The organism is Coleofasciculus sp. FACHB-712, from assembly GCF_014695635.1.
Taxonomy (GTDB): Bacteria; Cyanobacteriota; Cyanobacteriia; order Cyanobacteriales; family FACHB-T130; genus FACHB-T130.
In genome coordinates, this window is sequence record NZ_JACJOQ010000349.1 from 1 (window position 1) to 6,915 (window position 6,915).

Consider the following 6,915-nt stretch of genomic DNA (forward strand, 5'->3'; position numbering starts at 1 on the left):
ATTCTTTCAATCCCTGGTTAGTTGCAGTGGGATTGAATACAGTTTTGTTAGCGATCGCCTATTTCGCCCCTAAAAAGTTACTGACCCCCGCCGGATTCCTCCACGCTTGGGCGTTGGGCGTCATCATCTGGGGTACCCTTGGCTGGCAGGGATATTTAGTCGTGATGTTCTATTTTCTCGTAGGTTCTGCCGTCACGCGCATCGGCATGGCTCAAAAAGAAGCCGAGGGAATCGCCGAGAAACGGTCTGGGGCACGCGGGCCGGAGAATGTCTGGGGTTCCGCCCTTACGGGCACTCTATGCGCCTTAGGAACGCTACTGGTGAGTTATTTAGGACAACCTCAATGGGTGCCTTTTTTACTGCTGGGCTATGTAGCCAGTTTTAGCACTAAGCTTTCGGATACCACCGCCAGCGAAGTCGGGAAAGCTTATGGTAAACGGACGTTTTTGATTACAACCTTACAACCTGTAGCCAGGGGAACAGAAGGGGCGGTTTCTTTAGAGGGAACAATCGCTGGAGTGGTGGCATCGGTTGCGATCGCTTGTGTTGGCTGGGGCGTTGGTGCGATCGATCTCATCGGGGTGGTTTGGTGCATAGTAGCAGCGTTTATTGCGACCAATTTGGAAAGTGTCATTGGTGCTACGCTGCAATCTCGCTACGATTGGCTTACCAACGAAGTAGTGAATTTTCTCAATACCTTAATCGGCGCGATCGCTGCAATTTTGTTTGCCTTAGCATGGCACTCGTTTAGTCTGCCTACTGCGGGGATTACTTGAAAGTAGAATAATTTCTAGCAATCTTTAAACGGATGGCTGCTGACGTTGATAAAGCGACCAATACAGCCCTTTTTTTTGCATCAATTCTAGATGAGTTCCTTGTTCCATTAGTACCCCTTTCTCCAGAACAAAAATCAAATCTGCCCGTTTGAGCGGCTCAAATCTGTGGGCAATCATAAAAACGGTACGGTTTTGGGAAATCGCTTGTAAATTTTGTAAAACTTGCTGCTCTGTTTCGCTATCTAAGGCGCTGGTTGCTTCGTCGAGAATTAAAATAGGAGCTTGAGATAAGAATAAACGAGCTAAGGCAATTCGCTGACGCTGACCGCCAGATAAAGCAGTGCCTCGTTCTCCGACAGGATTCTCGTAACCGTGGGTTAATTCGCTGATAAAGTCATCGGCGACGGCTAATCGTGCGGCTTCTACAACTTGTTCGGTGGTAATCTCTGAATTTCCTAAAGTAATATTTTCCAAGATTGAACCGTTGAAGAGAAAATCTTCTTGGATAACTACACTAATTTGTTGTCGCAAGGATGCTAAATCAGCACTTTTAATATCAAAGCCATCAATAAAAATGCGACCTGATTCAACTGGGTAAAGTCGTTGCAAAAGCTTAGAAAGGGTACTTTTTCCAGAGCCGCTTCGCCCGACAATACCGACAAACATTCCCGGTTGAACGGTGAAGGTAATTCCTCGCAGGATTGCTTCTTGATTGGATTGATAGCGGAAGAAAACCCGATCGAAGGTAACTTTACCTTTCAGCGGGGGAAGAACTAGACCCGATCCGGGTTCGGCTTCGGGGGCTACGTTGAGAATATCTCCAATTCGGTCTACAGAAAGTAAAACTTGTTGGAGATTTTGCCACAATTGCACTAACCGTAAAAGTGGCCCGGTCATTCTTCCCGCCAGCATTTGAAAAGCAACTAGCTGACCAATTGTGAGCTGATGGTTGATGACTAGCGCAGCTCCAAACCAGAGAATGAGTAAGTTGGAAAAATTAGTCAGAAAGTCACCGATATTGTTACTAATATTGGAGGTGGTAGAAGCTTTAAAGCCGGTGCGGATGAAGCGGGCAAATAAACCTTCCCAGCGATCGCGTGCGGTTCCTTCGGCTGCATGCGCCTTCACTGCATGGATTCCCGTCACCGTCTCTACAAGAAACGATTGGCTATCCGCACTGCGGTTAAAGGTTTCATTCAACCAGTTCCGGAGAATTGGCGTCGCCACCAATGTCAACATTGCAAATAACGGAATCACTGCCAAGGCAACGAAGGTAAGCTTGACATTGTAGTAAAACATCAGCGCCAGGTAGACAACGGCAAAGATGCTATCTAAGATGACAGTTAACGCCGTTCCGGTGAGAAATTGGCGAATATTTTCCAGTTCTTGTACTCGCGCTACCGTATCTCCAACGCGGCGAGACTCAAAATAAGCTAGTGGTAGCCGCATCAAGTGGCGAAACAATTGAGCAGATAAACTAAGGTCTAAGCGTCGTGCAGTGTGGGTAAAGATGAATAGCCGCAAGATGCCTAGAATCGCCTCAAAGATAGCAACGCTCAAAAGCGCGATCGCCATCACGTCCAAAGTCGGCAGACTTTCCTGCACCATCACCTTGTCAATAATCACCTGAGTAATGATTGGCGTCGCTAAACCCAAAAGCTGCAAGGTGAAAGACGCAACCAGCACTTCTCCCAGTAAACCCCGGTAACGCCAAACTGCCGGTAAGAACCAACTGAGGTTAAATTTGTCTTGTCGCTGAATTAGTTCAACTTGCCACAGTTGCCCATCCCAAGCAGTTTCAAGTGAGGGCAAAGGAATACTTTCGCAAGTTTGACTGGGGTTGAGGGGGTTCGCAACGATCGCGCGATCGCCTTTTACCTCGTATACCACCACCCAATGTTCCTGGTTCCAATGCAACAAAGCCGGAAAAGATAGCTGCTGCAATTCACGCCCAGTTACTATCAAGCGTCGCAGATGTAGCCCTATTTTCTCACTCGCTTCTACAAGCTGTTTCGGGCGTTGTCCCCGCAACTGACGTTGTATCCACTCTAAAGAAGCTGGATTTTGTAAATATTGCGCCACCATTGTTAAGCAAGCAGCCGCTGAGTTAAGGCTAGAAATAAACGGATAATTACTTACAGGTATCCTCGTTTCGGTTTCTATCGTTGCCTCTTCGCCGCTAGATTTCACGCCGCTAGATTGCTGCCAAAAGCTATCGATTTCTGGAGATGAAGCTTCGTTCCATAACGCCGTATCCCAACGCACTACCACAACTTCTTTGCTAGAGGCGATCGCTTTAAATCCCAGGAATTGCTGCAAGTCGCCGAACCAATCTCCCGCCTTTAAAGTTGCCAGCGGTTTCGCTACTCCTTCTTCCCGCAAACGCACCTTTCCAGACACAATTAAAAACTGGTTGCCCAGACGATCTGTAGACCAAATTTTTTCCCCCAAGCTGTAGTAACGGATTTCGGCTTGCGTTTGGAATTTTGCTTGCTGTTCGGATGTCAGCAAGCTCAGAGGTGGAATATTCCAAGGCAAATTCCTAGCGATTTCAACACTACTCAACTGATTTGCAGTTTGACCGTTAAGGTTTGAATTTTCTGTGCTAGCCATTGCTCAAAAAGTTCATTTTGTAGTGCTTCCTTTAGCTGATTATCTTCTAACGAAGCTGGCAGGAATTGCTCAACACGAAATAAAGCCCAACGATTTTCCAGTTTTAATGGCTCTAATAACCGTCCTGGACTCGCGGTATCAATCGCGGCTCGGATTTGGTCTGGTAGCGTTCCTCGACTGACTGGCCCCATCATGCCATTTACAATTCGATCGTCTGTGAGAGAATACTCTTGCGCTAATTGTTCAAAGCTGGCTCCCTCTTCAATTTGGCTATATAATTCTTCAGCTAATTCTTGTTGGGCTACCACAAGACGAGAGAGTACAACTCGATCCAGAAGTAGCTTGCGTTCAATGAAATATTCTTTCAGTTTCGGCTCTGCAATCTGAGCTTTGAGCTTGGTTAACTGAAAACCAGATTTTACCTGATTGTGGAAGGTTTCGTAGTCGATTCTGTTACGAACTAGCCATTCTTGAAAACTCTTGGGATCTGCTAGATTCCGTTGTAAGCGAAAATCAATCACTGCTTGCTCAATTGCCGCCAAGCTAATATCTATATCGAGTGCTTGTAGTTGTTGTTCTATAAAATACTGTCGGAGAATCTCTCCGACAAAAGAAGTAAGTTTACCAGACAATTGCAGATATTTTAGAGCTTGTTCAAGGGAAATCGGCTGGTCGTTCACAAGCAAAAAAGGTGCGGATTCCATAAAATAACGCGGTAAACAAATGTTTGGTAATTTTAAAAATATAATTAATTAATTTTAGATTCATTCAATTTGTATGATGCACGATGTTAGCTTTTAAAAATATTATCAATCGAAAAATTGAAAGATAAATTTTAACTTTGGGATAAGTTAGCGATCGCGCGATGCAACCCAAGGCAGCAATTTTTCTGTCTCCACCTTACCTGGTAACAAGGACAGCAGAGATGTTTGCCCCACAAAAAGCTCTATCATAAACTCAATCTGCGAGCTTTGCTGTGTATGAGCTATTGCCTGAATTCAGGTTGCAACAAGCCTCAAAACCCTGTTGAGACAAATTTTTGTACAAGTTGCGGAACGAAGTTACTGCTCAAGGATCGCTACCGTGCGATCGCGCCCATTGGCGAGGGTGGATTTGGCAGAACTTTCTTGGCTGAAGATGCAGACAGGCTAAAAGCTGCTTGTGTAATTAAGCAATTTTTGCCGGTGCCAGAAATTCAAGGCAATTCAGCGGCAATGCGGAAGGCAACCCAGCTATTTGAGCAAGAAGCGAGGCAATTACTGCAACTGGGAGAACAACATCCACAAATTCCCAGTTTATTTGCCTATTTCGAGCAAGATAAACGCCTGTATCTGGTACAGCAATATATCGAAGGGCAGGAATTAGGTCAAAACTTAGAACGGCAGGAAGCATTTATAGAAGAGCAAATTCGAGATTTATTAAATGATTTATTGCCGGTGCTGCAATTTGTCCACGAACATCAGGTGATTCACCGGGATATCAAGCCGACGAATATTATTAAACGTAAAAGAGATGGCAAATTCGTCCTAATTGATTTTGGCATTTCTAAAAAATTAACAGTCGGCACTGGTTTAACTAAAACAGGCACAAAAGCTGGCACAGAAGGCTACGCACCCATCGAACAATTTCGCAGCGGTAAAGCTTATCCAGCCAGTGACTTATACAGTTTAGGCGTTACCTGTATTCATCTGCTGACAACAACCAAGCTTGATGAACTTTACGATCCATTAGAGGGCTGCTGGCTATGGAAAGAGCATCTGAGGGAAAAAGGGAAAAATGTCAGCAGCCAACTGAGTCAAGTTTTGGATAAGTTGCTGAAAGATTATGTGAAAGAACGCTATCAATCAGCCGCTGAAGTTTTGAAAGACTTAAATGCTGTATCTACCCCACCACCGCCAAAATCTCAGAATTGGAGATGTGTCCACACCCTCATAGGGCATTCAAGCTGGGTTCGTTCTATAGCTATCAGTCCGAATGGGCAGACTCTTGCCAGTGGCAGCAATGACAAAACCATTAAGCTGTGGCAGGTGGACAGTGGCAAGCTGATTCATACTCTCACCGGGCATTCAAGTTGGGTTCGTTCTATAGCTATCAGTCCAGATGGGCAGACTCTAGCTAGTGGTAGTGGAGACAGCACCATTAAACTGTGGCAGGTGGACAGTGGCAAGCTGATTCGCACTTTCACGGGGCATTCAAGGTGGGTTCATTCTGTTGTTTTTAGTCCGGATGGGCAGACTCTAGCTAGTGGTAGTGGGGACAAAACCATGAAGCTGTGGCAGGTGGGCAGTGGCAAGCTGATTCGCGATTTTACGGGGCACTTAGACTATATTTTTTCCGTTGCCTTTAGTCCGGACGGGCAAAGTCTTGCCAGTTGCAGTCAGGATTACACTATCAAGCTGTGGCAGGTGGGCACTGGCAAGCTGATTCAGACTCTCACAGGGCATTTAAGCCGGGTTTATTCTGTTGCTTTTAGTCCAGATGGGCAGACTCTTGCTAGTGCTAGTGGAGATAAGACTATCAAAATTTGGCACTTGGAGACTGGTAAGGTGATTCACAGCCTCACTGGATATTCAAATTCGGTTTCTTCCGTCGCTTTTAGCCCGGATGGGCAGACCTTAGCCGGTGGCAGCGAGGATAAGACTATTAAGATTTGGCACTCGGAGACTGGTAAGCTGATTTACAGCCTCACTGGGTATTCAAATTCAGTTTGTTCCGTCGCCTTTAGCCCGGATGGACAGGCTTTAGCCAGTGGCAGCGAGGACAAGACTATCAAGATTTGGCAGCGCGATTAGCTGGGTAAGAACTGATGTAAAGCGCGATTAACTGGGCGAGAACTGATGTAAAGCGTGATTAGCCGGGTGAGAACTGATCCAAAGCGCGGCTCCTAGCGCATTCTTTGGGCATTAGATAAAATTGAGCTGCGACTATAGCAGTCCTGAATGATTTGTGAAGGCGAGATAACCCGACTTTTTAAAAATTTGGGTATCTGAAACACTGGCAATCATAGGAAAACAAAATTTTCTAATTTCCAGTAAGAACCACCTGTAGGTTTTTCAACAATTCCTCTGACGTGTAGGGCTTTGGTAAAAATGTTTTGACATTATTTCCAGCGATTTCAGTTATCTGGTAATTAGATGTAAGTCCGCTAACTGCAATAATCTTGACCTGTGGATTGATTTTTTGCAAAGCCCGGATAGTGGTTAGACCATCCATTGCAGGCATCATCATATCGACTAATACAGCGTTAATATCTTGCTTGTGTTCTGCATATAGCACCAATGCCTCCACTCCATCATTAGCGGTTAAAACCTTGTAATTATAGGTTTCTAGAGAAATTTTCGTAAGCTCTCGAATTGAATATTCATCATCAACAACGAGAATTAATTCTCCTTGTCCTCTAGGCAATTCATGAGGCAAGCTTTTCGTCTCATCTGGTATCGTTGCCTGCGTTACGGGTAAGTAAATATAAAACTGCGTTCCTTGCCCCACTTCGCTAAGTACCTGCACAAATCCACCGTGACTTTTA

At 45.3% G+C, this 6,915-nt stretch carries 5 protein-coding genes; 2 read left to right on the forward strand and 3 right to left on the reverse strand.

Annotated elements, in window-relative coordinates:
• A partial coding sequence (locus H6F50_RS08880) for a TIGR00297 family protein (protein WP_190428407.1) occupies positions 1-776 on the forward strand: 776 nt, incomplete at its 5' end.
• Between the two features lie 24 nt (positions 777-800).
• Here the strand turns inward: H6F50_RS08880 and H6F50_RS08885 are convergent.
• Together H6F50_RS08885 and H6F50_RS08890 are read right to left on the reverse strand one after the other, a co-directional pair.
• The gene (locus H6F50_RS08885; RefSeq protein WP_190428408.1) at positions 801-3,389 is read right to left on the reverse strand and encodes a peptidase domain-containing ABC transporter; all 2,589 of its coding nucleotides are present in this window, start codon (positions 3,387-3,389) and stop codon (positions 801-803) included.
• Entirely contained in the window at positions 3,338-4,093 is a 756-nt protein-coding gene (locus tag H6F50_RS08890; RefSeq protein ID WP_190428409.1) for a peptidylprolyl isomerase, read from the reverse strand. Before H6F50_RS08890 ends, H6F50_RS08885 begins: the two co-directional genes overlap by 52 nt.
• A 276-nt stretch (positions 4,094-4,369) precedes the next feature.
• Between H6F50_RS08890 and H6F50_RS08895 the strand changes: the two genes are divergently transcribed.
• Positions 4,370-6,181, forward strand: a complete 1,812-nt coding sequence (locus H6F50_RS08895; protein WP_190428410.1) for a serine/threonine-protein kinase — start codon at positions 4,370-4,372, stop codon at positions 6,179-6,181.
• Between the two features lie 229 nt (positions 6,182-6,410).
• Here H6F50_RS08895 and H6F50_RS08900 read toward each other — a convergent pair.
• The coding region (locus H6F50_RS08900; RefSeq protein ID WP_190428411.1) for a response regulator at positions 6,411-6,915 on the reverse strand (505 nt) is incomplete at its 5' end.